Origin of the sequence: Stenotrophomonas sp. Ste96 (assembly GCF_024519495.1) — a bacterium.
GTDB classification, from domain to species: domain Bacteria; phylum Pseudomonadota; class Gammaproteobacteria; order Xanthomonadales; family Xanthomonadaceae; genus Stenotrophomonas; species Stenotrophomonas bentonitica_A.
Window position 1 is genome coordinate 197,467 of sequence record NZ_JALJRX010000003.1, and the last position, 26,387, is coordinate 223,853.

At 67.1% G+C, this 26,387-nt stretch carries 26 protein-coding genes and 1 pseudogene; 12 read left to right on the top strand and 15 right to left on the bottom strand.

All coding sequences use genetic code 11. The features are described 5' to 3' along the window. Position 1: 1 nt before the first annotated feature. Both OC373_RS10245 and OC373_RS10250 read right to left on the bottom strand, forming a co-directional pair. Positions 2–943: an electron transfer flavoprotein subunit alpha/FixB family protein gene (locus tag OC373_RS10245; protein ID WP_261997654.1), complete on the bottom strand. Its 942-nt coding sequence runs from the start codon at positions 941–943 to the stop codon at positions 2–4. Further along, entirely contained in the window at positions 943–1,689 is a 747-nt protein-coding gene (locus OC373_RS10250) for an electron transfer flavoprotein subunit beta/FixA family protein (RefSeq protein ID WP_070426566.1), read from the bottom strand. Before OC373_RS10250 ends, OC373_RS10245 begins: the two co-directional genes overlap by 1 nt. A gap of 260 nt (positions 1,690–1,949) precedes the next feature. Between OC373_RS10250 and rfbB the strand changes: the two genes are divergently transcribed. From rfbB to rfbD, 4 genes are read left to right on the top strand one after another with little or no spacing between them, the layout of a single operon-like run. Further along, positions 1,950–3,005: a dTDP-glucose 4,6-dehydratase gene (gene rfbB / locus OC373_RS10255; RefSeq protein ID WP_070426567.1), complete on the top strand. Its 1,056-nt coding sequence runs from the start codon at positions 1,950–1,952 to the stop codon at positions 3,003–3,005. 31 nt (positions 3,006–3,036) lie between these two features. After that, positions 3,037–3,924 carry a glucose-1-phosphate thymidylyltransferase RfbA gene (gene rfbA, locus OC373_RS10260; protein ID WP_070426568.1) on the top strand — a complete coding sequence of 296 codons (888 nt, stop codon included), beginning with the start codon at positions 3,037–3,039 and terminating at the stop codon, positions 3,922–3,924. Beyond that, the gene (gene rfbC, locus OC373_RS10265) at positions 3,921–4,478 is read left to right on the top strand and encodes a dTDP-4-dehydrorhamnose 3,5-epimerase (RefSeq protein WP_070426569.1); all 558 of its coding nucleotides are present in this window, start codon (positions 3,921–3,923) and stop codon (positions 4,476–4,478) included. Before rfbA ends, rfbC begins: the two co-directional genes overlap by 4 nt. Beyond that, entirely contained in the window at positions 4,475–5,365 is an 891-nt protein-coding gene (gene rfbD, locus OC373_RS10270) for a dTDP-4-dehydrorhamnose reductase (protein ID WP_070426570.1), read from the top strand. Before rfbC ends, rfbD begins: the two co-directional genes overlap by 4 nt. 137 nt (positions 5,366–5,502) lie before the next feature. On the opposite strand, the gene OC373_RS10275 is transcribed toward rfbD, so the two are convergent. Then, entirely contained in the window at positions 5,503–6,906 is a 1,404-nt protein-coding gene (locus tag OC373_RS10275; protein WP_261997655.1) for a mannose-1-phosphate guanylyltransferase/mannose-6-phosphate isomerase, read from the bottom strand. A gap of 15 nt (positions 6,907–6,921) precedes the next feature. Then, positions 6,922–8,271 (bottom strand): phosphomannomutase/phosphoglucomutase, encoded by a 1,350-nt coding sequence (locus OC373_RS10280; protein WP_019182574.1) that lies wholly within the window; start codon positions 8,269–8,271, stop codon positions 6,922–6,924. Positions 8,272–8,431: 160 nt separating this feature from the next. Between OC373_RS10280 and OC373_RS10285 the strand changes: the two genes are divergently transcribed. The 3 genes from OC373_RS10285 to OC373_RS10295 are packed head-to-tail and all read left to right on the top strand — an operon-like array spanning position 8,432 to position 10,449. Next, complete coding sequence (locus OC373_RS10285) at positions 8,432–9,166, top strand: CoA transferase subunit A (protein WP_070426573.1); 735 nt, start codon at positions 8,432–8,434, stop codon at positions 9,164–9,166. Between the two features lies 1 nt (position 9,167). After that, positions 9,168–9,800 (top strand): CoA transferase subunit B, encoded by a 633-nt coding sequence (locus tag OC373_RS10290; protein ID WP_019182572.1) that lies wholly within the window; start codon positions 9,168–9,170, stop codon positions 9,798–9,800. A 58-nt stretch (positions 9,801–9,858) separates the two neighbouring features. Further along, complete coding sequence (locus tag OC373_RS10295; RefSeq protein WP_070426574.1) at positions 9,859–10,449, top strand: alpha-ketoglutarate-dependent dioxygenase AlkB; 591 nt, start codon at positions 9,859–9,861, stop codon at positions 10,447–10,449. Here the strand turns inward: OC373_RS10295 and OC373_RS10300 are convergent. From OC373_RS10300 to OC373_RS10315, 4 genes are read right to left on the bottom strand one after another with little or no spacing between them, the layout of a single operon-like run. After that, the gene (locus tag OC373_RS10300) at positions 10,427–11,086 is read right to left on the bottom strand and encodes an ABC-type transport auxiliary lipoprotein family protein (protein ID WP_070426575.1); all 660 of its coding nucleotides are present in this window, start codon (positions 11,084–11,086) and stop codon (positions 10,427–10,429) included. The two genes, OC373_RS10295 and OC373_RS10300, sit on opposite strands and share 23 nt — an antisense overlap. Continuing rightward, complete coding sequence (locus OC373_RS10305) at positions 11,083–12,009, bottom strand: MlaD family protein (protein ID WP_019182569.1); 927 nt, start codon at positions 12,007–12,009, stop codon at positions 11,083–11,085. Before OC373_RS10305 ends, OC373_RS10300 begins: the two co-directional genes overlap by 4 nt. 3 nt (positions 12,010–12,012) lie before the next feature. Then, entirely contained in the window at positions 12,013–12,843 is an 831-nt protein-coding gene (locus tag OC373_RS10310; RefSeq protein WP_019182568.1) for an ABC transporter ATP-binding protein, read from the bottom strand. 3 nt (positions 12,844–12,846) lie between these two features. Continuing rightward, positions 12,847–13,959, bottom strand: coding sequence for an ABC transporter permease (locus OC373_RS10315; RefSeq protein WP_070426576.1), 1,113 nt, complete (start codon positions 13,957–13,959; stop codon positions 12,847–12,849). 159 nt (positions 13,960–14,118) lie between these two features. Here OC373_RS10315 and OC373_RS10320 point away from each other — a divergent pair, with 159 nt between their 5' ends. Then, a complete protein-coding gene (locus tag OC373_RS10320) occupies positions 14,119–15,378 on the top strand; it encodes a threonine/serine exporter family protein (protein WP_019182566.1) in 1,260 nt (419 codons plus the stop codon). Positions 15,379–15,468: 90 nt separating this feature from the next. Here the strand turns inward: OC373_RS10320 and OC373_RS10325 are convergent. The 3 genes and pseudogenes from OC373_RS10325 to OC373_RS10335 all read right to left on the bottom strand — a co-directional run. Continuing rightward, a pseudogene (locus tag OC373_RS10325) lies at positions 15,469–15,843 on the bottom strand (H-NS histone family protein); the annotation flags it as partial. A 152-nt stretch (positions 15,844–15,995) separates the two neighbouring features. Beyond that, positions 15,996–17,687, bottom strand: a complete 1,692-nt coding sequence (locus tag OC373_RS10330) for a proline--tRNA ligase (RefSeq protein WP_019182564.1) — start codon at positions 17,685–17,687, stop codon at positions 15,996–15,998. Positions 17,688–17,783: 96 nt separating this feature from the next. After that, positions 17,784–18,158: a DUF4124 domain-containing protein gene (locus OC373_RS10335; protein WP_070426577.1), complete on the bottom strand. Its 375-nt coding sequence runs from the start codon at positions 18,156–18,158 to the stop codon at positions 17,784–17,786. 135 nt (positions 18,159–18,293) lie between these two features. On the opposite strand from OC373_RS10335, the gene pssA reads away from it, so the two are divergent. Genes pssA through rimI form a run of 3 tightly spaced genes read left to right on the top strand, consistent with a single transcriptional unit; the run spans position 18,294 to position 20,046 of the window. Next, complete coding sequence (gene pssA, locus OC373_RS10340; protein ID WP_019182562.1) at positions 18,294–19,073, top strand: CDP-diacylglycerol--serine O-phosphatidyltransferase; 780 nt, start codon at positions 18,294–18,296, stop codon at positions 19,071–19,073. Next, a complete protein-coding gene (locus OC373_RS10345) occupies positions 19,070–19,552 on the top strand; it encodes a hypothetical protein (protein ID WP_070426578.1) in 483 nt (160 codons plus the stop codon). The genes pssA and OC373_RS10345 overlap by 4 nt, the downstream gene beginning before the upstream one ends. Continuing rightward, positions 19,549–20,046 carry a ribosomal protein S18-alanine N-acetyltransferase gene (gene rimI, locus OC373_RS10350; protein ID WP_261997656.1) on the top strand — a complete coding sequence of 166 codons (498 nt, stop codon included), beginning with the start codon at positions 19,549–19,551 and terminating at the stop codon, positions 20,044–20,046. The genes OC373_RS10345 and rimI overlap by 4 nt, the downstream gene beginning before the upstream one ends. Before the next feature lie 92 nt (positions 20,047–20,138). Here rimI and OC373_RS10355 read toward each other — a convergent pair whose 3' ends face one another. From OC373_RS10355 to OC373_RS10370, 4 genes are all read right to left on the bottom strand, one after another. Continuing rightward, on the bottom strand, positions 20,139–22,907 hold the full coding sequence (locus OC373_RS10355; RefSeq protein WP_070426580.1) for a valine--tRNA ligase: 2,769 nt from the start codon (positions 22,905–22,907) through the stop codon (positions 20,139–20,141). A gap of 43 nt (positions 22,908–22,950) precedes the next feature. Further along, the gene (locus tag OC373_RS10360) at positions 22,951–23,157 is read right to left on the bottom strand and encodes a proteolipid membrane potential modulator (RefSeq protein ID WP_070426581.1); all 207 of its coding nucleotides are present in this window, start codon (positions 23,155–23,157) and stop codon (positions 22,951–22,953) included. A 45-nt stretch (positions 23,158–23,202) separates the two neighbouring features. Continuing rightward, positions 23,203–23,628 (bottom strand): DNA polymerase III subunit chi, encoded by a 426-nt coding sequence (locus OC373_RS10365; protein WP_046273804.1) that lies wholly within the window; start codon positions 23,626–23,628, stop codon positions 23,203–23,205. 85 nt (positions 23,629–23,713) lie between these two features. Beyond that, a complete protein-coding gene (locus tag OC373_RS10370; protein ID WP_070426583.1) occupies positions 23,714–25,192 on the bottom strand; it encodes a leucyl aminopeptidase in 1,479 nt (492 codons plus the stop codon). 104 nt (positions 25,193–25,296) lie between these two features. On the opposite strand from OC373_RS10370, the gene lptF reads away from it, so the two are divergent. Further along, a complete protein-coding gene (lptF, locus tag OC373_RS10375; RefSeq protein ID WP_070426584.1) occupies positions 25,297–26,376 on the top strand; it encodes an LPS export ABC transporter permease LptF in 1,080 nt (359 codons plus the stop codon). Positions 26,377–26,387: the final 11 nt, after the last annotated feature.

Here is a 26,387-nt window from a genome sequence, read left to right on the forward strand (position 1 = left end):
CTCAGCCCAGCGCCGCTTCCAGCTCCGGCAGCAGGGTGAACAGGTCGCCCACCAGGCCGATATCGGCGATCTCAAAGATCGGCGAGTCCGGATCCTTGTTGATCGCCACGATGGTGCCGGCGTCCTTGATCCCGGTCAGATGCTGGATGGCACCGCTGATGCCCACGGCCACGTACAGCTCCGGCGAGATGATCTTGCCGGTCTGGCCCACCTGCAGGTCGCTCGGCACATAGCCGGCGTCCACGGCGGCGCGCGAGGCACCCACGGCGGCGCCGAGCTTGTCGGCGAGCTGGAAGATCACCTTGAAGTTCTCTTCCGAACCCACGCCACGGCCGCCGGAGACCACGCGCTTGGCGCTCTGCAGGTCCGGTCGGTCGGTCGCGCCGGCGGCCAGGCCGATGAAGCGGGTGTGGCTCGGCAGGGCCGCATCCACGTTGGCCGCTTCCACGGAGGCGGTGCCGCCCTTGGCCGCTTCCGGCCACGAGGCAGCGCGCACGGTGGCGACCACGATCTGGTCGGCCGGCACCTCGACGGTGATGATGGCGTTGCCCGCATAGATCGGGCGCTTGAAGGTGTGGCTGCCTTCGACGGTCATCAGGTCGGAGACCTGGTTGACGCCCAGCAGGGCGGCCACGCACGGCATCAGGTCCTTGCCGAAGGTGGTGGAGGGGCCGAACACGTGGGTGTAGCCGGTGGCCAGCTGCGCGATCTGCGGGGCCAGGACCTGGGCCAGCGCCTGCGCGTTGGCGGCGTTGGTCACGGTCAGCACCTTGGCGACGCCGGCCAGCTGCGCTGCTTCAGCGGCGGCTGCGGTCGCGTCGGCGGCCAGCACCAGCACATCGATGCTGGCGCCGCTGATCGCAGCGGCCGCACTGACGGTCTTGGCGGTGGCGGCGTTGAGCTTGCCGTCGTGGTGTTCAGCGACAACGAGGATCTTGGTCATTACAGCAACCCCTTCTGCTTGAGTGCAGCGACCAGTTCGGCCGCGTCCTTGACCATCACGCCCTTGCTGCGCTTGACCGGCGCGGCGTACTGGGTGGTCTTGAAGGTATCGGCGGCTTCAACGCCGAGGTCGGCCAGCTGCAGGGTTTCCAGCGGCTTGGCCTTGGCCTTCATGATGTCGGGCAGCTTGATGAAGCGCGGCTCGTTCAGGCGCAGGTCCGTGGTGACCACGGCCGGCAGGTCGACTTCCAGCGTTTCCAGGCCGGCGTCGACTTCACGGGTCACCGTGGCCTTGCCGTCGGCGATCTCCAGCTTGCTGGCGAAGGTCGCCTGCGGGCGCCCCCACAGCGTGGCCAGCATCTGGCCGGTCTGGTTGGCATCGTCGTCGATGGCCTGCTTGCCGAGGATCACCAGGTCCGGCTGTTCCTTCTCGACCAGCTTGAGCAGGGTGCGGGCGGCCGTCAGCGGCTGGATCGCCTGGTCGGTCACGACATGGATGGCGCGGTTGGCGCCCATGGCCAGGCCGTTGCGCAGGTGCGCCTGGGCATCGGCCGGTGCGATCGTGGCGACCACGACCTCGGTGGCGATGCCCTTGTCGCGCAGGCGCAGCGCTTCTTCCAGGGCGATTTCATCGAACGGGTTGGGGGACAGCTTGACGCCGTCGGTGACCACGCCGGAACCGTCCGGCTTGACCTGAATGCGGACGTTGTAGTCCACCACGCGCTTGTACGCGACGAGGATTTTCATCTGGTGCTGGATCCTTCAATAACGGGAGAACGTCCGGTTCTTTGAGTAGCAACCGGTTCGGGGGTGGGACCGCGATTCTAACTGGCCCGGGGGGACCATGCGAATGCGTATGGTTATGCTGCATTGCGACATGAAATTGCGGGGTGAGGTCTGTCGTTCACACTGCGCGGGCAGTCGTGAAGACGGCCGCCATGTATCCTGTGGCGCTGAGTCGGGGCGCCATCAGGCCCCTGCGCGCATATCGAACAGGAGAATGGGTAGTGCCCACATGGCTTGTCACCGGCGGAGCCGGATTCATTGGCGGTAACTTTGTCCTCGAAGCGGTCGCCAAAGGCGTGCGCGTCATCAACCTCGATGCGCTGACCTACGCGGGCAACCTCAAGACCCTGGCCACGCTTGAGGGCAATCCGGACCACGTGTTCGTCGAGGGCGACATCGGCGACCAGGCGCTGGTATCGCGCCTGCTGGCCGAGCACCAGCCCGATGCGGTGCTGAACTTCGCCGCCGAAAGCCACGTGGACCGTTCCATCGACGGCCCGGGCGCGTTCATCCAGACCAACGTGGTCGGCACCCTGGCCCTGCTGGAAGCCGTGCGCGATTACTGGAAGGCGCTGCCGGCCGACAAGGGCCAGGCGTTCCGCTTCCTGCACGTATCCACCGATGAGGTCTACGGCACCCTCGGCGAGACCGGCAAGTTCAGCGAGACCACCCCGTATGCGCCGAACTCGCCGTACTCGGCGTCCAAGGCGGCCTCGGACCATCTGGTGCGTGCGTTCCACCACACCTACGGGCTGCCGGTGCTGACCACCAACTGCTCCAACAACTACGGCCCGTACCACTTCCCCGAGAAGCTGATTCCGCTGGTGATCGCCAAGGCCCTGGCCGGCGAACCGCTGCCGGTCTACGGCGATGGCAAGCAGGTGCGCGACTGGCTGTTCGTGAGCGACCACTGCGAAGCGATCCGCACCGTGCTGGCCAAGGGCCAGGTCGGCGAGACCTACAACGTCGGCGGCAACTCCGAGAAGCAGAACATCGAAGTGGTGCAGGCGATCTGCGCACTGCTCGATGCACGCCGCCCGCGTGAGGATGGCCAGCCGCGCAGCAGCCAGATCACCTACGTCGCCGACCGTCCGGGGCATGACCGCCGCTACGCGATCGATGCCAGCAAGTTGAAGGACCAGCTGGGCTGGGAGCCGAAGCACACCTTCGAGCAGGGCATCGGCTTCACCGTGGACTGGTACCTGGACAACCAGGACTGGGTCAACGGCGTACTCGACGGCAGCTACCGCCTGCAGCGCATCGGCACCACCGCCTGAGTGCGGTGATCACCAGACAGAGGACAACCGCATGACTCAACGCAAGGGCATCATCCTCGCGGGTGGTTCGGGCACGCGCCTGTATCCGATCACCAAGGGCGTCAGCAAGCAGCTGCTGCCCGTGTACGACAAGCCGATGATCTATTACCCGCTCAGCGTGCTGATGCTGGCCGGGATCCGCGACGTGCTGATCATCAACACGCCGCACGAGCAGGCGCTGTTCCAGAGCCTGCTCGGCGATGGCTCGCAGTGGGGCATGAACATCGAGTACGCCGTGCAGCCGAGTCCGGACGGGCTGGCGCAGGCCTACCTGATCGGCAAGGAGTTCATCGGCGGCAAGCCGAGCTGCCTGGTGCTGGGCGACAACATCTTCCACGGCCATGGCCTGCGTGAGGTGCTGCGCAATGCCGACCAGCGCGATACCGGTGCCACGGTGTTCGGTTACTGGGTCAATGATCCGGAGCGCTACGGCGTGGCCGAATTCGACGCCGCCGGCAAGGTCATCGACCTGGTCGAGAAGCCGGAGAAGCCGCGGTCGAACTATGCCGTCACCGGGCTGTACTTCTACGACGGCAACGCCAGCGATTACGCCGCCGAACTGAAGCCCTCGCCGCGTGGCGAGCTGGAAATCACCGACCTCAACCAGCGTTACCTGCGCGAGGGCAACCTGCATCTGGAAGCGCTGGGTCGTGGCTATGCGTGGCTGGATACCGGTACCCACCAGTCGCTGCTGGAAGCCTCCAACTTCATCGAGACCATCCAGACCCGCCAGGGCCTGCAGGTCTGCTGCCCGGAAGAAATCGCCTTCGGCCAGGGCTGGATCAATGCCGAGCAGCTGGAGAAGCTGGCAGCGCCGTTGATCAAGAACGGCTACGGCCAGTACCTGCACACGCTGGCTGTGCGAGGAGTAGTGCCGTGAAGATTGTCGAAACCAAGCTGCCCGGTTGCGTGGTGATCGAGCCTGCCGTCTTTGGCGACGAGCGCGGGTTCTTCTTCGAGACCTGGAACGCCGAGCGTTTCGCCGAGCACGGGCTGCCGAGCAGATTCGTACAGAGCAACGTCTCCAGCTCGTCCAAGGGCGTGCTGCGCGGCCTGCACTATCAGTGGCCGCGGCCACAGGGCAAGCTGGTCAGCGTGCTTGAAGGCGAAGTCTACGACGTGGCCGTGGACATCCGTCGCGGCTCGCCGACCTTCGGCCAGTGGGCCGCCGTGGTGCTGAGCGCGGAGAACAAAAAGCAGTTCTGGATTCCGGAAGGCTTCGCGCACGGTTTCGCCGTGCTCTCCGAACGCGCGATCTTCAGCTATCTGTGCACCGAGGTGTACCTGAAGGACTTCGACGCGGGCGTCCGCTGGAACGATGCCGACATCGCCGTCGACTGGCCGATCAGCGCACCCACGCTGTCGGCCAAGGACGAGTCCGCGCCGTTCCTGAAGGACATCGCCGAGGACCGCCTGCCGGTCTACCAGCCGTGACGATCCTGCTGCTGGGGGCCAATGGCCAGCTTGGCCAGGAACTGCAACGCGCGCTGGCTCCGCTGGGGACGATCGTGGCGACCACGCGCAGCGGCGCGCTGCCCGACGGCAGCGCGTGCGAAGTGGCCGACTTCGACCAGCCCGCCTCGCTGGCCGCATTGCTGGACCGCGTCCAGCCGACGGTGGTGGTCAATGCCGCCGCTTACACGGCGGTCGACCGCGCCGAGGGCGACCGCGATGCCGCGTTCCGCGCCAATGCAGAAGCGCCGGGCGTGCTGGCGCAGTGGTGCGCGCAGGCCGGCGTCCCATTGGTGCATTACTCCACCGATTACGTGTTCGACGGGCAGGGCACGCGCCCGTACCGGGAAGACGATGCGACCGCCCCGCTGGGCGTGTATGGCGCCAGCAAGCTGGCCGGTGAGCAGGCCATCCGTGCGGCCGGTGGACGCCACCTGATCTTCCGCACGGCCTGGGTATACGCCTCGCACAGCGCCAACTTCCTGCGCACGATGCTGCGGGTAGGGGCCGAGCGCGACGTCCTGCGTGTGGTGGCTGATCAGGTCGGTACGCCGACGCCGGCAGCGTTGATTGCCGATGTGACCGCGCAGGCGCTGCGGCACGACGGCGCACTGTCGGGCACGTGGCACCTGACCGCCAAGGGCGAGACCAGCTGGCACGGCTTTGCCGAGGCGATCTTTGCGGAGGCGGTGGCAACAGGCGTGCTGCCGCGGGCGCCGAAAGTCGAGGCGATCACTACGGCCGAGTACCCGACGCCGGCCAAGCGCCCCGCCTATTCGCACCTGGATGTGGCGAAGCTGGAGCAGGACTTCGGCGTCGTGCTGCCGAGCTGGCAGGACGGCCTGAAGCGGGTCATCGCAGACTGTTGAGCCAGACGTGGAGCCACGCCATGCGTGGCTGACGCGGTGTCAGGATCCCAGGCAGGGCAGCCACGCATGGCGTGGCTCTACCCGCAATAAAAAAACCCGGCCTTGGCCGGGTTTTCTGTTTATCTGCCTACCGTCGATCAGGTACGGCCGTACGTGTCCTCGAACCGCACGATATCGTCCTCGCCCAGATAGCTGCCAGACTGCACTTCGATCAGTTCCAGCGGCAGCTTGCCCGGGTTCTTCAGGCGATGGGTCACGCCCAGCGGAATGTACGTGCTCTGGTTCTCGGTGAGTAGCAGCACTTCCTCGCCGCGGGTCACTTCGGCCGTGCCGCTGACCACGATCCAGTGCTCGGCACGGTGGTGGTGCATCTGCAGGCTCAGCGTTGCACCCGGCTTGACGGTGATGCGCTTGACTTGGAAGCGGGCACCATTGTCGATCGAGTCGTACGCGCCCCAGGGGCGGTACACCTTGCGGTGCCAGGTTGCTTCGGGGCGCCCATCGGCCTTGATCTGCGCGACCACCTGCTTGATCTCCTGCATGCGGTCGCTCTTGCCGACCATCACCGCATCATCGGTTTCCACCACGATCACATCGTCCAGGCCGACCAGGGCGATCAGCCGCTCGCCGTAGGCGAAGGTGTTGCGGCAATCGATCGCGATCACATCGCCGTGGTGCGCGTTGCCATTCCCATCCTGTTCGGATACATCACGCAGCGCGGTCCACGAGCCCACATCGTTCCAGCCGGCATCCAGCGGCACGACCACGGCATCAGCGGTCTTTTCCATCACTGCATAGTCGATGGAATCCGACGGCACGGCGGCGAAGGCGTCCTTGTCCAGGCGGGTGAAATCGCTGTCACGACGCGCCTGCTGCCAGGCGGTGCGGCTGCCGGCCAGCATGGCGGGGTGGAACGTCTCCAGCTCGGCCAGGAATCGGGATGCCTTGAACAGGAACATGCCGCTGTTCCAGAAGTATTCGCCCGACTGCACGTAAGCGGTCGCGGTCTGTGCATCCGGCTTCTCGACAAACCGGTCCACGGCACGGACATCGCCGCCGGAGGCCGCCTTGATGTAGCCATAGCCGGTTTCCGGGCCGGTCGGCACGATGCCGAAGGTCACCAGCTTGCCGGACTCCGCGGCCGGCACCGCACGCAGCACCGCAGCGCGGAACGCATTCTCGTCGGCAATCACGTGGTCTGAAGGAAGCACCAGCAGCAGCGCATCATCGCCATCACGGGTCGCTTCCAGCGCCGCCACCGCGATGGCAGGTGCGGTATTGCGGCCGACCGGCTCCAGCAGGATCGCCTGCGGCTGCACGCCCAGCTGCTGCAGCTGCTCGGCGGCCACGAAGCGGTGTTCCTCGTTGGCGACGATCAGCGGCGCGCGGCCGGCGATCTGGGCCACGCGCTGCCAGGTCGCCTGCAGCATGGTCTGTTCGCCGGCCAGGGCCAGGAACTGCTTGGGGTAGGACTCGCGCGACAGCGGCCACAGGCGGGGGCCGGAACCACCGGAAAGGATGACGGGAAGAAGGTTCTGCATGGTGGGGTATTCGCCTCAGGCGTCCTTGAGCAACTGGGAAATTTCGTCGGTGCGTGCGCGCAGCAGCGCTGCGTCGCCGCGGGTTTCAACATTCAGGCGCAGCAGCGGCTCGGTATTGGAGCTGCGCAGGTTGAAGCGCCAGTCGCCGAAATCGGCGCTGATGCCATCGGTGTGGTCCAGCGACGGCGCCTGCGCGGCGTAGTGCTCCATCACGCGGGCAACGGAACGCTTGGCGTCGGCCACCTTGAAGTTGATCTCGCCGCTGCACGGGAACTTCTGCATGCGCGCCTCGACCAGGTCGGCCAGCGAGCGGCCGGACTCGGAGACCAGCGCGGCGATCAGCAGCCACGGGATCATCCCGGAATCGGCGTAGGCGAACTCGCGGAAATAGTGATGCGCACTCATCTCGCCGCCGTAGACGGCATTTTCCGAGCGCATCTTTTCCTTGATGAAGGCGTGGCCGCTCTTGCACAGCACCGGCTGGCCACCGGCTTCCTCCACCATTTCCACCGTGTTCCAGGTCAGGCGCGGGTCGTGCACGATCTTGCCGCCGGGCTGGCGCGCCAGGATCGCCTGGGCGAGCAGGCCGACCAGGTAATAGCCTTCGATGAAGCGGCCGTTGTGGTCGAAGAAGAAGCAGCGGTCGAAATCGCCATCCCAGGCGATGCCGAAGTCCGCGCCATGCTCGCGCACGGCCTGCGCGGTGAGCTCGCGGTTCTCCGGCAGCAGCGGGTTGGGGATGCCGTTGGGGAAGCTGCCGTCGGGTTCATGGCAGATGCGGATGAACTCCAGCGGCAGGTGCGGGGCGAGCAGATCCACGATCGTGCCGGCGCCGCCGTTGCCGGCATTGACCACCAGCTTCAGCGGCTTGAGCGCCTTGGGCTCGATGTAGCTCAGCAGGTGGGCGATGTAGGCGCTCTTGTCCGGATGCGACTGCAGGCCGGCGCTCGGCTCGGCCGCGGGGGCCTGGTCGGCCTCGACCGCGTCGGAGATCGCGAACAGGCCGGTATCGGAGCTGATCGGACGGGCCTGCTCCTTGACCAGCTTCATGCCGTTGTAATCCATCGGATTATGGCTGGCGGTGACCATTACCCCGCCGGCCGCCTTCAGGTGGTCGACCTGGAAATAGACTTCTTCAGTCCCGCACAGCCCGATGTCGAGCACCTCGCGGCCGGCGCCGCGCAGGCCGGCTGCCAGGGCATCCTGCAGGGCCCCGCTGGTCAGGCGGACATCGTGGCCCACCACCACCGTGCCGGGCGACAGCTGGGCGGCCAGGGCCACGCCGATGCGGCGGGCCAGATCTTCGTTCAGTTCATCCGGAACCCGGCCGCGGATGTCGTACGCCTTGAATGCGGGGAGCGTCATCTATTCAGTCCTTCTGACAGTCAGCGCACTAGTTTAGCCGCTGCCGTGTATGGGAATCGTTTTCACCGGTGCGGGCCGGGTCAACGCCGGACCCCGGGGGCAGGGAAAGCCCCGGGCAATGGCTACAATGGCCGCTTACATCAACGAGGTGAGGGCGTAGATGAGCAAGTCCCCAGACAACGCCGGGCGACGTGGCAAGCAGTACGCCAGTGCGGCTGAAGCGCTGCAAGGCGCCATCGCCGATGGCCAGACCCTGGCGGTCGGCGGGTTCGGCCTGTGCGGTATTCCCGAGGCCCTGATCGCCGCGCTGCGCGATACCGGTGCCAAGGACCTGACTGTGATCTCCAACAATGCGGGCGTGGATGGCTTCGGCCTCGGCCAGCTGCTGGCGACCCGCCAGATCCGCAAGATGATCTCCTCCTACGTGGGCGAGAACAAGGAGTTCGAGCGTCAGTACCTGGCCGGCGAGCTGGAGCTGGAGTTCAACCCGCAGGGCACCCTGGCCGAGCGGCTGCGCGCCGGCGGTGCGGGCATTCCGGCCTTCTTCACCGCGACCGGCTACGGCACGGTGGTGGCCGAAGGCAAGGAAACCCGCGAGTTCGACGGCAAGCACTACGTGATGGAGACCGCGCTGCGGGCCGACGTAGCGCTGGTCAAGGCCTGGAAGGCCGACGAGGCCGGCAACCTGGTGTTCCGCAAGACCGCGCGCAACTTCAACCCGGCCTGCGCGATGGCCGGCAAGCTGTGCATCGTGGAAGTGGAAGAGGTGGTGCCGGTGGGCAGCATCGACCCAGACCAGGTGCACCTGCCGGGCATCTACGTGCACCGCATCGTGCACAACCCGCACCCCGAGAAGCGTATCGAACAGCGTACCGTGCGCCAGGAGGCGAACTGAGATGGCCTGGACCCGCGATGAAATGGCACAGCGCGCCGCGCGCGAACTGACCGACGGCGCCTACGTGAACCTGGGCATCGGCCTGCCCACCCTGGTCGCCAACCACATTCCCGACGGCGTGGATGTCTGGCTGCAGTCCGAAAATGGTCTGCTCGGCATCGGCCCGTTCCCGACCGAAGCCGAAGTGGATGCCGACCTGATCAACGCCGGCAAGCAGACGGTGACCGCACGCGCGGGCGCCAGCTACTTTGGCAGCCACGACAGCTTCGCGATGATCCGTGGCGGTCATATCAACCTGGCCATCCTCGGCGCGATGCAGGTCACCGACAAGGGCGATCTGGCCAACTGGATGGTGCCCGGCAAGATGGTCAAGGGCATGGGCGGGGCGATGGATCTGGTCGCCGGCGTTCAGCGCGTGGTGGTGCTGATGGAGCACACCGCCAAGAACGGCGAGCACAAGATCCTGTCCGAGTGCAATCTGCCGCTGACCGGGGTTGGCGTGGTCGATCGCATCATCACCGACCTGGCCGTGTTCGATGTCACCGACAAGGGCCTGGTGCTGATCGAGTCCGCGCCGGGCGTGGGTATCGATGAGCTGAAGGAAAAGACCGGCGTGGCCTTCGGCCAGGCCTGATCGCTGTCGCCGCCGTGGTGCCCGTGCGACGGGCACCACGATAGTCGTTGAGGATTCCATGGATCTGCATCTGCGCGAGGCTGAGGTGCACTGGCACCGCCACTGGCTGCCCCGCGACGCCGCCGACACCCTCCAGCGCACGCTGCGCGAGGATGTCCCGTGGGAGGTGCACAGGATCCGCATGTTCGGCCGCCAGGTCGATTCCCCGCGGCTGAGCTGCTGGATGGGCGACCCGGCCGCCCGCTACCGCTATTCCGGTACCGAGTTCGTGCCGCAGCCGTGGCATCCGGCGCTGCTGCCGCTGCGCGATCAGCTGGCCGCATTCTGTGGCCACGCGTTCAACAGCGTGCTGCTCAACCGTTACCGCGACGGCGATGATGGGATGGGCTGGCACAGTGACAACGAGCCCGAGCTGGGGCCGGCGCCGGTGATCGCGTCACTGAGCCTGGGCGCGGGGCGGCGGTTCCTGCTGCGGCGACGGGACGACCATGCGAAAAAGGCCGAGGTGCTGCTGGACCATGGCGATCTGCTGGTGATGGGTGGGCAGACCCAGCGCCTTTACCAGCATTCCCTGCCCAAAAGCGCGCGACCGCTGGCCGAGCGCCTCAATCTGACCTTCCGCTGGATCAACGCATCCGGGCAGGGGTAACCGCGCTGCGGGCGTGATCCTGCTCGCCGGTCACCAGCGTCCAGCCCACCACGTTCGTGGTCAGTGTCTGCAGCCCCTGTTCCAGCGCGGCGGTGACCTGGGCGACGTCGGTGCTGCCCACCGGGTTTTCCTGGCGGAAGGTGCGGTCGGCGACCACGCGCTGGTCGATCACGTGGATCAGTTTGGCGTTCACTTCGATCAGCGCGGTCGGCGTGGCCTGGCCGCGGTAATCGGCTTCGAAGCGGCGCACGTCCATGGCCAGCTTGTAGTCGGCGCGGATGCCGGTGGTAACCCGGGCCACGCCGTTGATGCGGCCGGAATCCTCGAAGCCGCGCACCAGCGCGTCGTCGAGCATGTCGGTGGCCGGCTGGGCCCAGCTCACGCCCTTGTAGACCTCCAGCTCGGAGGGGGTCGGACGCACGTTGATGCGCGGGCTGTCGACCACGCGGGCGGCGCTGGGCTTGACCAGCACCAGCTGCCAATCGACGGTCGGCCAGCTCGGGTCGGCCTGGATGCGCACCACGGGCGAATAGATCGTCACCGCGCTGCGTTCGTTGCTGCCCAGCAGCGAGCAGCCGCCAAGCGCGGCGATCAGGGCGATCGGCAGCAGGGGCCGGAAGAAGGTCGCGTGGCTCATTTGGGTTCGAACTCCTTGGGTGCGTCACGGCCGAGCAGATAGCGTGCCGGGTTGTTGTCCAGCCGGTCGCTGACCCGGCGCAGGTCGCGGATCAGGCCGCGCAGCTCGGTGAGGGTCGGGCCGAGCTGGGCCAGGCCATCATTGGCGAAGCTGTTGATCGCGGCCCGGTTCTCGCCAAGGATCGAGTCGGCATTGCCGGCCGCCGAGTCCAGCTTGCTCAGCGTGGTTTCCAGCTTGTCCAGGATCGGCGGCAGCTGCTGCACCAGATTCTTGTCCAGCCGCTGGATGGTGCCGTTGGTGCTCTTGAGGGTCACATCCAGGCTGCGGGCGGCATCACGCGCGCTCAGCAGCAGCGCCTGGGTACCCTGGTCGCGGTCGGCCAGGCCGCCGCTGATGGTTTCCAGGTTGGCCAGGGTGGCGTTGATGCTGGCCACGTTGCGGTCGCTGAGCACCTGGTCCATGCGCTCGACGATGCGGTTGGCCACGTCGGTGATGTTCTGCAGCGCCGAGGGGGTGGTCGGGATGATCGGGGCCGGATCCTTGTTGACCGCGGTCAGCGCGGGCGACTGCGGCGTGCCGCCACTGAGCTGGATGATCGACGGGCCGGTCAGGCTGGTGATCGCCAGCTTGGCGCGGGTGTCGGTCTTGACCGGCGTATTGGAGTTCAGGCGGATCCGTGCGACCACCTGGCGCGGATCGTCCGGTACCAGGTTCAGTTCGGTGATCGAGCCGACCGCGATGCCGTTGTACTGCACCGGGCTGCCGACTGACAGGCCGGTGACGGCCTCGCGGAACACCACGCGGTACTCGGTCCAGGTGCGATCGGAGGAGTACTTGGCGGCCCACAGGCCGAAGGCCAGCAGCGCCAGGCCCACTATCAGGGTGAAGGCGCCGATCAGGACGTAATTGGCTTTGGTTTCCATGGCTTACTCGCTCTCGTGCTTTGCATCGCGCGCAGCACGCGCGCGCGGTCCGTGGAAGTACTCCTGGATCCACGGGTGGTCCAGTTGTTCGATCTCGTGCAGCGGGGCATTGGCGATGACTTTCTTGTCGGCCAGCACCGCCACCCGGTCACAGATCGCATACAGCGTGTCCAGATCATGTGTGATCAGGAAGACCGTCAGGCCCAGCGCTTCCTGCAGGGTCTTGATCAGGCGGTCGAAGGCGGCCGCACCGATCGGATCCAGCCCGGCGGTGGGCTCGTCCAGGAACAGCAGCGGCGGGTCCAGCGCCAGCGCCCGGGCCAGGCCGGCGCGCTTGCGCATGCCGCCGGACAGCTGCGAGGGGAGCTTGTTGATCGCATCGGCCGGCAGGCCGGCCAGCTTCACCTTGAGCAGGGCCAGCTCGTAATGCCAGCGCTCGGGCAGCTCGCCGTGGTGTTCCTTCAGCGGCACCTGCACGTTCTCGCCCACGGTGAGCGAGGAGAACAGGGCGCCATCCTGGAACAGCACGCCGGTATTGCGTTCGATATGCAGGCGGTTGGCCGGGTCACTGGAGCGGGCGTCGACGCCGAGCACCTCGATCTGGCCGTCATCGGGCGTGCGCAGGCCGAGGATGCTGCGCATCAACACCGATTTGCCGGTACCCGAGCCGCCGACCACGCCGAGAATCTCGCCGCGGCGCACGTCCAGGTCCAGCCCGTCGTGCACGACCTGCGCGCCGAAACGGTTGGTCAGTCCGCGCACGCGGATCAGCAGTTCACCATCACCGGTGGCGGCGTCGTCGCGGTCGATGGCCGGGGCGGTATCGGTGCTCATCGGTTACCAGCCCATCTTCATGAACCACAGCGCGGCGAACGCGTCGAGGATGATCACCAGCGAAATCGCCTGTACCACGCTGGAGGTGGTGCGCTCACCGACCGACTGCGCGGTGCCTTCAACCTTGAGGCCTTCCAGGCAGCCGATCAGGCCGATCACCAGCGCGAACACCGGGGCCTTGGACAGGCCGACCAGCATGTTGCGCACTTCCATGGTGTCGTGCATCCGCGCGATGTACATCTGCGGCGGGATATCCAGATCGAACGCGCCGACGGTGATGCCGCCGGCCAGGCCGGCGACCATGGCGATGAAGGTCAGCAGCGGCAGGGTGATCAGCAGGGCGATCAGGCGCGGCAGCACCAGCAGGTCGACCGGGTCCAGGCCGAGCGTCTTCATCGCGTCGATTTCTTCGCGGGCCTTCATCGCGCCGATCTGCGCGGTGAACGCACTGGCGGTGCGGCCGGCCAGCACGATGGCGGTCAACAGCACCGCGAACTCGCGCAGGAAGGCGATGCTGACCAGTTCGACTACATAGATCTCCGCGCCGAAGTCGCGCAGGATCGTGGAGCCGAGGAAGGCGATCACCGCGCCGACCAGATACGACAGCAGGGCCACCAGCGGCACCGCGTCCAGGCCGACCTGCTCCATCTGCGCGACGGTGGCAGTAAGACGGAAGCGGCGCGGTTCCTTGATCAGGCGCGCGCCCTTGACCAGGTTCTCGCCCAGGAAACTGGCCAACGCCACGATGTTGTGGCCCATGCCGTGCACGCTGACACCGAGTCGTTCCAGCGCGGCCAGCACGCCGAAGTCGCGTTTGGCCTTGGGCCGGTCGTCGGCGACTTCCTCGATGGTGGAGACCAGCGCGCGATGCTCCTCGCGGAACGTCACCGCGTCCTCGCCCAGGTCGGCGCGGTGCGCGACACGCAGCAGCTGCAGCACGCCGGCCGAATCGAGCAGGGTGATGCCGCTGGCGTCCAGGCCGGTCACTTTCTCCGGGAGGCCGCGCAGCACTTCGGCCGCGTCCAGCGCGGTGCGTAATGTCCAATGGCCAGACAACCGGATCAGGCCGGGGTCCTGGGCATCCTGCTCGAGATGGGGGGCTTGGTCTGAGGTCATGTAGGCGTCCTGCGCGCAGCATACCCTGTCCGGGTGCATGGCTCGCGTATGCGCCGGACCGGTCCATGCACGCCGCTCGGCACTGCCGGGCATGCGCGCGGCTGCATCATGGCACCGGGATTCTTCAGGCCGGGGCGTGTTCGGGTAATACTACGGCGCATGTCTGCCGACGCCCCCACCATCGTTGCACCACCGGCCACCTACGCTCAGCGCGTGGCCTTCGTTTCGGAAATGGCCGGGCGCCTGCACAGCTATGGCACCACCGCGCAGCGGCTGGAGGCGGCGGTGGTCGCCCTGGCGCAGAGGCTGGACCTGGATTGCGAGCCGTGGTCGAACCCGACCGGCCTGATCCTGAGTTTCAGCGACCCGACCAAGGCGATCGGTTCGTCGGACATCACCCGCGTGATCCGCCTGGCCCCGGGCGAAAACGATCTGCATAAACTCAGCATCGCCGACCAGATCACCGATGCGGTTGCCAACGGCACCATGAGCATCGCGCAGGGGCATACCGCGCTGCGGCAGCTGGACAAGGACCCCGGGCGCTGGGGCAAGGTCCGCACGATTCTCTCCTACAGCCTCGGCGCGGCCGGCGTGGCCGGGCTGTGGAAACTGCCGTGGCTGGATATCGCCACCGCCGGCGTGATCGGGCTGCTGATCGGCGTCATGGGCATGTACACCGACCGCCGCCCGGCCACGCGCGAGGCCAACGAAGCCCTGGCGGCGCTGCTGGCCGGTTCGGTGGCAACGCTGGTGGCCTCGTTCATCGGCGCGCTCAACCTCAATACGGTGATCATCGCCTCGCTGGTGGTGCTGCTGCCCGGGATGTCGCTGACCAATGCGGTCAACGAACTGGCCAGCCAGCACTGGGTCTCGGGGACGGCACGCTTCGCCGGGGCGGTGACCACGATTCTGAAATTGACGGTGGGCGCGGTGATCGCGGTGACCCTGTCCGGCATCGTCGGGCTGGAACCGCTGGTGCGCGCGTCGCGTCCACAGGCCGATTGGGTCGAGTGGGGTGCGTTGCTGCTGGCCGCCTTCGCGTTCGCGATGCTGTTCAAGGCCAACCGGCGCGATTTTCCGTGGGTGATGGCCGCGGCGGTGGCCGGCTATGCGATTTCAAAATTCGCGGGCCAGGCCTGGGGCATACCGGCCGGCATTTTCATGTCGGCGATGCTGCTCACGGCCGCAGGCAACCTGTTTGGTCGCCTGGCGCAGCGCCCGGGCGCGATCATCCGCTTGCCCGGCATCATCATGCTGGTGCCCGGCAGTACCAGCCTGCGTGGCGTGCTGACCCTGGTCCAGCAGCAGGACATGAGCGCCGGCCAGACCGTGCTGATGACTGTGCTCAACGTGGTGATGGCACTGGTGGCCGGGCTGCTGTTCGGCAATCTGCTGATCCCGGCACGCAAGAATCTCTGACCGCCGCGGCCATCGCGCAGGGGTGCACCAGGAACGAAAACGCCGGCGCGAGGCCGGCGTTTCCATGTGCGTCAGTAACTGACCGGCTTACTTCTTGATCAGGAACTCTTCGACCTTCTTGCCCTTGGCGGTATGCGCGGCCAGCCAGCGCGGCTGCTTGCCACGGCCGGTCCAGGTTTCCTTCGGGTTGGCCGGATTGCGGTACTTCGGGGCCACCTTGCCAAGCTTGCGCACGGCCTTGGCCGGGGCCTTGGTCGCCTTGCCCGCGGCACGACCGCGTGCGGCCGGGGCGGCGCCGCCGAACAGTTCTTCCACCGAATAGCCCTGGGCCTTGGCCAGCTTGGTCAGCTGCGCGCGGACCTTGCTGATCGCCGGACGCTTGGCCACGATGGTCTGCTGCTTCTTGGCGTTCTTGATCAGCGCGCCCAGCTCTTTGGCGGACAGGCCGCTCAGGTCAATGCTCATCTACTACTCCGCAATATATTAAGGACAGGGTGAGCCGGTCCTTGGCATCGGAAACAGCATACATTCTCTTTTGCGAAATACACAAACAAACCGGAGATATTGAAACCGGGTCCGCCATTGAAAAGGCCGGGTTATTCACCCGGCCTTTGTCATTACTGCGTCAACTTCGCCAGCAGTGCGTCCTTGTCCAGGACTTCGGCTTCGGCGGCGCTGCGCGCGCGGTACTCGAACGTGCCGGCGGCGACACCACGTTCGGACACCACGATCCGGTGCGGCACGCCGATCAGTTCCATGTCGGCAAACATCGCGCCCGGGCGCAGGCCGCGGTCGTCCAGGGCCACGTCCAGGCCGGCGGCCTGCAGCTGTGCAAGCAGCTCGGCGGCAGTGGCCGACACGGTCTCGTCCTGCTTCGGGTTGATCATGCAGACCACCACCTGCCACGGCGCCATCGCGTCGGGCCAGATAATGCCGGCGTCGTCATGATTCTGTTCAATCGCTGCAGCCACGATGCGCGAAATGCCGATGCCGTAGCAGCCCATCGCCAATACCGCGGCCTTGCCGTTCTCGTCGAGCACGGTCGCATTCAACGCCTGCGCATACTGGCGGCCGAGCTGGAACACGTGGCCGACCTCGATGCCGCGCGCGATCTTCAGCTCACCCCCATCGGCGGCACGATCACCGGCCTTGGCGTTGCGGATGTCCGCCACTTCCGGTTCGGGCAGGTCACGGCCCCAGTTCACGCCGGCGATGTGGAAACCGGCTTCGTTGGCGCCGACGACGAAATCGGCCAGCGCGGCGACGTCGCGGTCGGCGACGATGCGGATCGGCTGGGCCGGATTGAGCGGGCCGAGGAAACCGGGCTGGCTGCCCAGGTGCGTGGCGATCTCCGCCTCGCTGGCCATGCGGTAGCCCTGCAGGCCCTCGACTTTACCGAGTTTGATTTCATTGACGTCGTGATCGCCACGCACCAGCGCCAGCACGAAGCCGCCCTCGCTCATGATCGCGATCGACTTGACCGTGCGCTCCAGGCCCAGGCCGAGCAGGGCGGCCACGGCTTCACAGGTTTTCTGCGTGGGCGTGTCGACCTTGCGCAGTGCTTCGCTGGCGGCCGGGCGCTCGCCCGGAGCCGCGGCGATGGCCGCTTCCATGTTCGCGGCGTAATCCGAGCCGGTGGAAAACACCAGCGCGTCTTCGCCGGACTCGGCGATCACGTGGAATTCCTGCGAGGCGTCGCCACCGATCGCGCCGGAGTCGGCCTGCACCATGCGGAAATCCAGGCCGAGGCGGGTGAAGATGCGGGCATAGGCCGACTTCATGTTTTCGTACTCGCGCACCAGGCACTCATCGTGCAGGTGGAAGGAGTACGCATCCTTCATCAGGAACTCGCGCGCGCGCATCACGCCGAAACGCGGGCGGATCTCGTCGCGGAACTTGGTCTGGATCTGGAAGAAATTGACCGGCAGCTGCTTGTAGCTGGACAGCTCCTGGCGCGCGAAATCGGCAGCGGCCTCTTCGGCGGTCGGGCTGTAGCAGAACACCTGCTCCTTGCGGTCCTTGATCTTCAGCAGCTGCGGGCCGAACTTTTCCCAGCGGCCGGTGGCTTCCCACAGTTCCTTGGGCTGGATGGTCGGAATCTGGAATTCCACCGCGCCGGCACGCTCCATTTCCTCACGCACGATGCGCTCGACCTTGCGCAGCACGCGCAGGCCCAGCGGCGACCAGGTGTACAGCCCCGAGGCCAGCTTGCGGATCATGCCCGCGCGCAGCATCAAGCGGTGGCTGGTCAGCTCCGCGTCGCTGGGGGTTTCCTTGGTGGTGTGCAGGTGGAACTGGGAGAGGCGCATCGTCGGCTTCGCTGAACGGCAGAAGCCGATATTCTGCCAGTCCGGCCGCCGCGATGGGTGCTGGCGGTGGTTTTGGCCCTTGCCGGGACCGGCGGCTCAGGCCTTGGGCGTGCAGTACGCCTGGATGGCGGCCTCGGCCAGGGTCCTCTGGGCGCTGCGCTGCGCATCGGTCAGGGCGGTATCGGCCTTGCCGTCGCCATCGGTGTCCTGCATGACCTTGCCCGGCCCATCGAGCAGGACGATATTGCCGCGGGCGGTGGTGCAGTCGCTGTTCTCGGCCGGGGCGGCCGCCGCCTCGCGCGGGGCCGGGTCGCGGTGTTGGACCTGGCGGGCCTCGTAGTTCTGCCCGGTGGGCGGCTTCTCCGAATACTGGGTCACGCCATGGGCGTCTTTCCACTTATAGACGGTGCCGGCACTGGCCGTCGCACTGGCGAGCAGCAGCAGGGCGCTCAGACGGGACAGGGCACGCATGGCGACTCCGGAGACGGGGCAGAAGCGCGATTGCAGCACCCCGGGCCGGCGCTGGCAAGCCGATCACGGCAGCAATGGCAGGGCGCGGCGCGCTGGCACTGCCCCAAAGGGCACCGCAGCCACTAAACTGGCCGCATGGATCAACTGAAACCCCCGCCGCGCTCGCGCAGCATCTACCTGCTGCCCAACCTGTTCACCACCGCAGGCCTGTTCGCCGGCTTCTACGCGATCATCGCCGCGGCCAACGGCGACTTCGTCAATGCCGCCATCGCCGTGTTCGTCGCGGCGGTCATGGACGGCCTGGACGGCCGCGTGGCCCGGCTGACCGGGACCAGCAGCGAATTCGGCGTGCAGTACGACTCGCTGGCCGACCTGGTCAGCTTCGGCATGGCCCCGGCCCTGGTGATGTACCACTGGTCGCTGTCCTGGCTGAAGTTCGACGACCCGGTACTCGGCCGCGTCGGCTGGGCGGTCGCCTTCCTGTATGCCGCCTGCGCCGCGTTGCGCCTGGCCCGCTTCAATACCCAGGTCACGGTGGTCGACAAGCGCTGGTTCATCGGGCTGGCCAGCCCGGCTGCCGCCGGCCTGATGATGTCCTTCGTCTGGGCCTTCGCCGATGGCAACCTGGGCTGGGACGGCAACCAGCTGCGCTACGTCGCCCTCGGCGTGACCCTGGTCTCGGCCCTGCTGATGGTCAGCCGGATCCGCTTCTGGAGCTTCAAGGGCAGTGGCGAGAAGGGGCCGCGCGCGGACCGCGTGCCGTTCCTGGCGCTGGCCCTGGTGCCGATCGCCATCGCGATCATGGTCATCGATCTGCCGCGCGTGCTGTTCGCGGTGGGCCTGGTGTATGCCCTGTCCGGCCCGTGCTACTGGGTGTGGCAACGCACCCGCAGGCCGGTCGAGCCGAACGCGTGAGCGGGCGGGCGCTGCCGCCATTGTGGTCGCCGGCGCAGCAGTCCTGGCTGCAGGCCATGGGCTACACGGTGTTCGTCGACGGCAGTGTCGCGCCCGAGGCGGTGGTGATGCCCGAGATCGAGCTGCGCGCGGCCCCGGTGGCCGAGCCGCCGGTGCCCGTACGCCCCGCACGGCCGGCGCCATCGGCGGACGCGCCCGCACCGGTACGGCGCAGTGCCCCGCGCACGGTGGAAGCAGGCGCGCCCGGCAGCCCGCCGGCCGCGACACCCGTGCGCGCGAGCGGTGGCCGCCGCGCCGCGGTGCGGATGCCTGATCGCCTGCAGATCGCGCTGCTGCGTGCCTCCGGCTGCAACCCCGCCGAACCGGATACCCAGGCCTTGATGGCCAGCTGGAACCTGGATGAACTGCGCGGCAGTGCGGCCGCCAAGCGTGCGCTGTGGCCGCAGTTGCGTGCCCTGCGCAGGAAGAACCGCCCGTGAGCGCGGTGAGCTCGCCACGGCCGTTGTCGCTGCGCGCGCTGCGCGAAAGCGACCTCAATGCGGTGATGGCGATCGAAGTGCGCGGGTATCCGTACCCGTGGACCCGCGGCATCTTCCAGGACTGCCTGCGTGCCGGTTATCCCGGCCTGGCGATGGAAGAGGACGGCCTGCTGATGGGCTACGGCCTGCTCAGCATCGCCGCCGATGAAGCCCACATCCTCAATATCTGCGTGGACTCGCTGTGCCAGTCGCGCGGCCACGGCCGGCATCTGCTGCGCGCGCTGGTGAAGCTGGCCCGCGACCACGGCGCGCACCGCGTGTTCCTGGAAGTGCGCCCGTCCAATACCCCGGCGGTGGCGCTGTACCACAGCGAGGGCTTCAACGAGATCGGCCGCCGGCCCCGCTATTACCCCGCCCGAGAGGGGCGCGAGGATGCGCTGGTGATGGCCATCGAGCTGGTCGACGACGACATCCAGGTGATGCCGCCGCTCTGACCGCGTGGTGTAGAGCCACCCCATGGGTGGCTGCGCGTCATCCCGCCCCGGAAGGCAGCCACGCATGGCGTGGCACTACCTCCCCCCAGCGCTTACAGCTTCGCGCGCTGCGAACGCAGGCCATCCAGCTGCGCGGTCCATTCGACCAGGCGCACGCGCTCCTGCTCGACCACGGCCGCCGGCACCTTGTCGGTGAACTTGGCCAGCTTGGTCCCGCTCTTTTCCTTTTCCGATTCCACCCGGGCGATTTCCTTGTCCAGGCGCGCGCGTTCGGCGCCCAGATCGACCAGGCCTTCCAGCGGCACCAGCAGGGTCAGGTCGCCCACGATCGCGGTGGCGGCTGGCGGCGTGTCGCTGCCGTTGGCCAGCCACTCGATGCGCTCCAGCTTGAGCAGGAACGACAGCGAGGCGGTGAAGCGGGTCATGCGCGCGCGGTCGTCGTCATTGCCGCCCTGCAGCAGCAGCGGCACCAGCTTGGACGGCGGCACGTTCAACTCGCTGCGCACGCGGCGCAGCGCATTGACCATCGACTTCAGCCATTCCACGTCTGATTCGGCGCGGGCGAAGTCACCAGCGAATTCCTCCGCGGTCGGATACGGGCGCTGGGAGATGGTGTCATCGGTGATGCCCAGGCGCGGGGCGACCTGGCCCCACAGCTGCTCGGTGACGAACGGAATCAACGGGTGCAGCAGGCGCAGCAGCGCTTCGAGCACGTACAGCAGGGTGTGGCGGGTGCTGTTGGCATCCTCGGCGTCGGCGCCGTTGAGGGCCGGCTTGGTCAGCTCCAGGAACCAGTCGCAGAACTCGTTCCAGGCGAATTCGTACAGGCACTGCGCCAGCAGGTCGAAGCGGTAGTTGGCGAAATGCGTCTGGGCTTCGGCCGAGACCGCCGCCAGGCGCGCGAGAATCCAGCGCTCGGCGTCGGTACGCGGCTGAGGCACACCGGTGAACGTGCTGCCCTCGGTGTTCATCAGGGTGAAGCGGCTGGCGTTCCACAGCTTGTTGCAGAAATTCTTGTAGCCCTCGGCGCGGTTCATGTCGAACTTGATGTCGCGGCCGTGGGTGGCCAGGGCCGCGATGGTGAAGCGCAGCGCATCGGCACCGTGGGCGATGATGCCATCGGGGAACTCGCGGCGGGTCGCCTTCTCGATCTTCGGCGCATCCTTGGGCTTCATCAGGCCGGTGGTGCGCTTGGCGACCAGGTCTTCGATGGAAATACCATCGATGATGTCCAGCGGGTCGAGCACGTTGCCCTTGGACTTGGACATCTTCTGACCCTGCGCATCGCGGATCAGGCCGGTCATGTAGATGTCCTTGAACGGAATCTTCCCGGTGAAGCTGTCGGTGGCCATGATCATGCGGGCCACCCAGAAGAAGATGATGTCAAAGCCGGTGACCAGCACCGCAGACGGCAGGTAGCGCTCGAAACCGCGCTCGGCCATCGCCTGTTCGTTCGGCCAGCCCAGCGTGGAGAACGGCCACAGCTGCGAGGAGAACCAGGTCTCCAGCACGTCGCTGTCCTGGTGCAGGGCGAGGTCGGCGGCGAGGTTGTTCTTCGCGCGCGCTTCGGCTTCGTCGCGGCCGACATAGCAGTTGCCCGCGTCGTCGAACCACGCCGGAATGCGATGGCCCCACCACAGCTGGCGGCTGATGCACCAATCCTGGATGTTCTCCATCCAGTGGCGATAGGTGTTGATCCAGTTGGCCGGCACGAACTGGATGCTGCCGTTCTCGACCAGCTCCAGGCCGCGCTTGGCCAGCACGTCCATCTTCACGAACCACTGGTCGGTCAGGTAGGGCTCGATCACCTGCTGGGTGCGGTCGCCACGGGGCACCTGCAGCTTGTGTGCCTTGGTCTCGACCAGGATGCCGAGGTCTTCCAGCTCAGCCAGGATCACCTTGCGCGCGTCGTAACGGTCCAGCCCGCGGTACTTCTCCGGGGCGTTGTCGTTGATCGCCGCGTCCGGGGTGAACAGGTTGATCATCGGCAGGTTGTGGCGCAGGCCAACCTGGTAATCGTTGAAATCGTGGGCGGGGGTTACCTTGACCACGCCGGTACCGAACTCGCGGTCGACGTAATCATCGGCGATCACCGGAATCTCGCGATCGGTCAGCGGCAGCTTCACCTTCTTGCCGATCAGGTGCGCGTAGCGCTCATCGTCCGGGTGCACCATCACCGCGGTGTCGCCCAGCATGGTTTCCGGGCGGGTGGTGGCCACGGTCAGGGTGCCGCTGCCATCGGCCAGCGGGTAGCTGATCGACCACAGGAAACCGTCTTCCTCCACGCTCTCCACTTCCAGATCGGAAATGGCGGTCTTGAGCACCGGATCCCAGTTGACCAGGCGCTGGCCACGGTAGATCAGGCCCTGCTCGTGCCAGCGCACGAAGGCCTCTATCACCGCTTCGGACGGCTGCGGGTCCATGGTGAAGGTGCTGCGCGACCAGTCGCTGGAGGTGCCCAGGCGGCGCATCTGGCGCTCGATGGTGTCACCGGACTGCGCCTTCCACTCCCACACCTTTTCGATGAAGCCGTCGCGGCCCAGCGAATCGCGGGTTTCGCCCTGGCCGGCCAGCGCCAGGTTGCGCGACACCACCATTTCGGTGGCGATGCCGGCGTGGTCGGTACCCACCTGCCACAAGGTGTCGTAGCCGCGCATGCGGTGGTAGCGCACCAGCGCATCCATCAGGGTCTGCTGGAAGGCATGGCCCATGTGCAGCGTACCGGTCACGTTCGGCGGCGGCAGCAGGATGGTGTACGGCTCGCCCTTGCCGGACGGCTTGAAATGGCCGGCCTTCTCCCACGCGTCGTACAACGCGGTTTCAAAGGATTTGGGGTCGTAGCTGGAGGCGAGTTGGGTCATGCGGGAACCAGGATCGAATACGGAAGGTGGGGGTGCCGGAAGCTCAGCGCCCTAAGGCGCGACGGATCTTCTGGCCGGTATGGAACGGTGAGACCGCGCAGGCGGCCCAGATCGCGGCGGGCCGCCAGCCAGACAAGGACAGCCGACTGACAGTCGGCGCTCCCTTCGAGACGTTGAGGATGCCTGCGATCGGGCGGCCGATGGTGAAGAAGGCGGACCAGGAAAAGATCAGGGCGATCAACAGGCGCATCAAGGGTCTCCGGGGCCGGCGGCGACCGGACGGCCGCCACGCGGGTTACATGTCGTACTTGTTCAGCTCAAAGCCCAGCGCCTTGTACTGGCGCCAGCGCTCGCGCAGCGGTTCGCGCGCCTCCGGGTCGGCCGGGACCACTTCCAGCACGCGGTCGCAGGCGGCCAGGTAAGGATCGTCACGCAGGTTGATGACCAGCGGCCGGGCCGGGGCCTCGGTACCGGGAACGGCGATCAGCACCAGCGCCTCTTCCTCGTCCATGTCTTCGCCGGCGATCTGGTGCGGGATGTAGGCATCGTTGTCGAACGCCCACAGCAGTTCGTCCAGTTCTTCGGCCTGGGCCTGGTCGCGTGCCAGCACCAGGGTGAACAGCCCGGCGTCGTTGGCCTTGCGGGCCAGCTCACAGACCAGCCGCAACGGCTCGGTCAGGAAGCGGGGCTTGGCGATCAGGTAGAAATCAGCACGGGACATGGCAGGGCCTGGAGCGAAGGGAGAACCCGGCGCCAGGCCGGGCGGGATCGCGGCCACCGATGGGCAGCCGCGATCGGGCAGGGCATCAGGCGCGGGCGACCTGGTCCAGCAGCCACTGGCTCAGCAGGCCGACCGGGCGACCCGTGGCCATGCCGCGCTTGCCTTCATCGCTGGCCACGCCGGCGATGTCCAGATGGGCCCAGCGCTGGCCTTCGGTGAAGCGCGACAGGAAGCAGCCGGCGGTGATCGCACCGGCCCAGCGGCCGCCGATGTTGTAGATGTCGGCGAAGCTGGAATCCAGCATCGGCTGGTACTCGTCCCACAGCGGCAGGCGCCAGGCGCGGTCGAACACGTGCTCGCCGGCGGCCAGCAGTTCGTTGGCCAGGTCGTCGTGCTTGGTCATCAGGCCGGCGGTCTGGTGGCCCAGGGCAACCAGGCAGGCACCGGTCAGGGTGGCCACGTCGATCAGCGCGGCCGGCTCGAAGCGCTGCGCGTAGGTCAGCGCGTCGCACAGGATCAGGCGGCCTTCGGCGTCGGTGTTGCCCACTTCGATGGTCTTGCCCGACATCGAGGTGATCACGTCCGAGGGGCGGTAGGCGTTGCCGTCGATGGCGTTTTCCACCGCCGGCACCACCACCACCAGGTTCAACCGCAGCTTGGCCGTGACGGCCGCGACGAAGGTGCCGATGACGTTGGCGCCGCCGCACATGTCGTACTTCATCTCTTCGATGCCGCCCTGGGTCTTCAGGTTGACGCCACCGGTATCGAAGGTGATGCCCTTGCCGACCAGCACGTAGGGCTTGGCGGCCCCGCCGTTGCTCCACTTCAGCACCACCAGGCGCGGGCGGTTGGCCGAGCCACGGGCCACGGCCAGCAGCGAGCCCATGCCCAGCGCTTCCATCTGCTGCTCGTCCAGGATCTCCGCTTCGGCGCCGTCATGGGCCTGGGCGAAGGCGACCGAGGACTCGGCCAGGTAGGCCGGAGTGCAGACGTTCGGCGGCAGGTTGCCCAGTTCGCGGGCGTACTGCACGCCGGCGGCGATCGCCTGGCCCTGGGCCAGCGCCTGGGTGTCGGTGCCGGCGATGGCCAGCGTGGTCAGGCCGGGTTCGTCGGCCTTCTTCTTGCCCAGCGTGGCGCTGTAGCGGTAGGCGGCGTGGTCGGCGGTGATGATGGCCTGGCGGATGTTCCAGGCGGCATCGCGGCCCTTGACCTCGATCTCGGTCAGGGTGAACAGCGCGTGGTGGTTGACCCCGCTCTTCAGGGCGCGGCTGGCATCGCCCACGGCCTTGAGGTACTGCGGCACGCCGAACTTGGCCGGCTCACCGAGCCCGACCACCAGCACGCGTGCGGCGGCGACGCCGGGCAGATCGTGCAGTACGGTGGTGTTGCCGGTCTTGCCGCCCACGTCGCCGCGGGCGATCAGGGCCGACAGGCGGCCGCCGGACGCGGTGTCCAGGGCCTGTGCCGCCGGGCTCAGGGTCTGGTCGGCATAGGCGCCGACGATGACGCAATCGCACTCGGCCGAGGCCGGGGCTGCGTGGTTCAGGGTGAATTCCAGGGCCATTGATCAGATTCCGTTGGCAAATCCGTACAATCGCGAGCTGTTTACGTCCCGTCAGTAGACTGGGCAGCACCGCGAACGAATCCGAGAGTTTAAACCACCGCCCCATGTCGAAGCTCGATCGCTATCTCCTGCGTGATTTCGTCCAGAGTTTCCTGGCCACCCTGATCGTGCTGCTGGTGGTGAGCGTCGGTGGTGTCCTGGTGGACATCCTCGGCAACATCGCCGACGGCCGCCTGCCTGCCCGCCTGCTGTTCTCCCAGCTGGGCCTGCAGTTCATCGTCTATATGCCGCTGATCCTGCCGCTGGCGCTGATGCTGGGCCTGCTTCTGGCCACGGCCCGGCTGTACCGGGACTCGGAAATGGCGGTCATCACCGCCATCGGGGTCGGCCCCAAGCGCCTGCTGCGCCCGGTGCTGATGCTGGTGGTGCCGGTGGTCGGGCTGATCGCCCTGTGCTCGCTGTGGCTGGGCCCCTGGGCCGACCGCACCGGCGAGACGATGATCGACGAGGCCAACCGCAGCGTGGTCATGGCCGGCCTGGAGGCGGGCAAGTTCACCCCGCTGCCCAATGGCGGCGTGGTCTACCTTTCCTCGGTCTCCCCGGATGGCACCCAGCTGGGCAAAGTCTTCCTGCAGCGCCAGAAGGAGGACCGCCTCGAAGTGATCTCCGCCGATCACGGCCGGATGTACTTCGAAGGCGCCAAGCAGCGCTATCTGGAACTGGACGATGGCCACCAGGTGGAAGGCCCGGCCAATGGTGCGCTGGACTACAAGCTGATGACCTTCGCCCGCAACGACGTGGCCATGCCCGACGGTGCCGAGACCCGCAAGGACGATGACCCCGAGCTGCTGCGCACCACCCAGCTGTTCGGCGATGAACGCCCCGAGGCGCAGGCCCAGCTGCACTCGCGCATCGCCCCGCCGCTGATCGCACTGGCCTTCGCCCTGATGACCCTGCCGCTGGCCCGCAGCTCGCCACGCCAGCAGCGCTATGGCCGGATGATGCTGGCCTTCCTGGCCTACATGGTCGGCATGAACCTGATGTTCATCGGCACCCGCTGGATCGCCGATGGCAAGATCCCCGCCGTGGCGGGCCTGTGGTGGCTGACCCTGCCGCTGCTGGGCCTGGCCCTGTGGATGTATTTCCGCGACGGCAAGCTGTCGCGCCCCCGGAGGACCGCATGAACGTGTTGCGC